Origin of the sequence: Microtetraspora sp. AC03309 (assembly GCF_020826795.1) — a bacterium.
Classification (GTDB): Bacteria; Actinomycetota; Actinomycetes; order Streptosporangiales; family Streptosporangiaceae; genus Microtetraspora; species Microtetraspora glauca.
In genome coordinates this window covers 1-1,464 of the sequence record NZ_JADDIL010000195.1, presented here as the reverse complement: position 1 = coordinate 1,464, position 1,464 = coordinate 1, and the positions used below count along the sequence as shown (strand labels likewise).

The 1,464-nt window shown below is 67.3% G+C and carries 1 protein-coding gene; it reads left to right on the top strand.

Going from position 1 to position 1,464, the window contains the following annotated elements:
- Window positions 1-112 precede the first annotated feature (112 nt).
- The gene (locus IMZ11_RS42240; RefSeq protein ID WP_228649148.1) at window positions 113-1,420 is read left to right on the top strand and encodes an IS256 family transposase; all 1,308 of its coding nucleotides are present in this window, start codon (window positions 113-115) and stop codon (window positions 1,418-1,420) included.
- Window positions 1,421-1,464: the final 44 nt, after the last annotated feature.

The following is a 1,464-nucleotide window of genomic DNA, read 5'->3' as shown; positions in this document are numbered from 1 at the left end:
GGAGGTTGTCCCGTAGCTCGTAGAACTTGAAGTGGCGGTCCCCGTCTCGGGGCCTACCTGGTGGTAGGTCTCGAGCAATCGCCAAATCACTCCGAGCAAGGAGACAGGGACCGTGAGCAAGACCTACCAGAACAACCACCGACGCGCCCAGCAAGCCACCAAAGACGTGGCCGTCCCGGAGACCGTGAGCGTGGCCATGGAACAGATCGCCGCCTCGATGAAGGACGGACTACTCGCCCTCGCCGTGCAGTCCGGCCTGGCCGTGATGTTCGCCATGCTGGAACAAGGCGTCACTGCCCTGTGCGGCCCGCGGGGCAAGCACAACCCCGACCGCACCGCGGTGCGGCACGGCAGCGACGCCGGGTCAGTGGTGCTGGGCGGCCGCAGACTGCCGATCCGCCGCCCACGAGTACGCACCGCCGACGGCGCGGGCGAGGTCGCCATCCCGGCCTACGAGCTGTTCTCCTCCACCGAGATCCTCGATGAGATGGCGCTCGGCAAGATGCTCGGCAAGCTATCGACCCGCCGCTACCAGCTCGGACTTGAGCCGGTCGGCGGCGCCGTCGAGCAGGCCTCCACCGGCACCTCCAAGTCGGCGATCTCCCGCCGGTTCGTCGCCGCCACCCAGGTCGCCCTGGCCGAGATGATGAGTGCTGACCTATCCGGGCTGGAGTTGGCCACGCTCATGCTGGACGGGGTGCACTTCGGCGAGCACACGTGCATCGTGGCGCTGGGGATCGGCCTCGACGGCACCAAGCACCCTCTCGCACTGGTGGAGGGCTCCACCGAGAACGCCACCCTGGCCCGCGAGTTGATCGTCGGCCTGCGCGAGCGCGGCCTGGACGTCACGGCGCCGATCCTGGTCGTGCTGGACGGGTCCAAGGCGCTGCGCCGGGCGGTGCTGGATGTGTTCGATCACCCGGTGATTCAGCGCTGCCAGCTCCACAAGATCAGGAATGTTCGGGACAAACTCCCTGAGAAGCTGCGCGCCGTGGCCGAGAAGCGGATGCGTGAGGCCTACCACGCCGATACCCCACTGGCTGCCGAGGCCAAGCTCACCGCCCTGGCCGCCGAGTTGGACAAGAAGTATCCGGGGGCGGCGGCCTCGCTACGGGAGGGGATGGACGAGACGCTCACGATCCTGCGGCTGCACGTGCCACCGACACTGGCACGTTCGCTTCGATCGACCAACCCGATCGAGTCGATGATCTCCATCTGCCGTGATCACGCCGCCAACGTCAAGAACTGGAAGGACGGCACGATGGCGCTGCGCTGGTGCGCGGCCGGCATGACCGAGGCCACCAAGCAGTTCCGCCGGGTCAACGGCTTCCTGCACCTGCCCAAACTCCGCACCGCGCTCGAACGGCACGTCGCAGCCCAGAACCCGACCTCGAACTGCTACAACGAGAACGTCGCCTGACCGCGGGACCGCCGATCAAGTTCCACGAACGTCGGGACATCCTC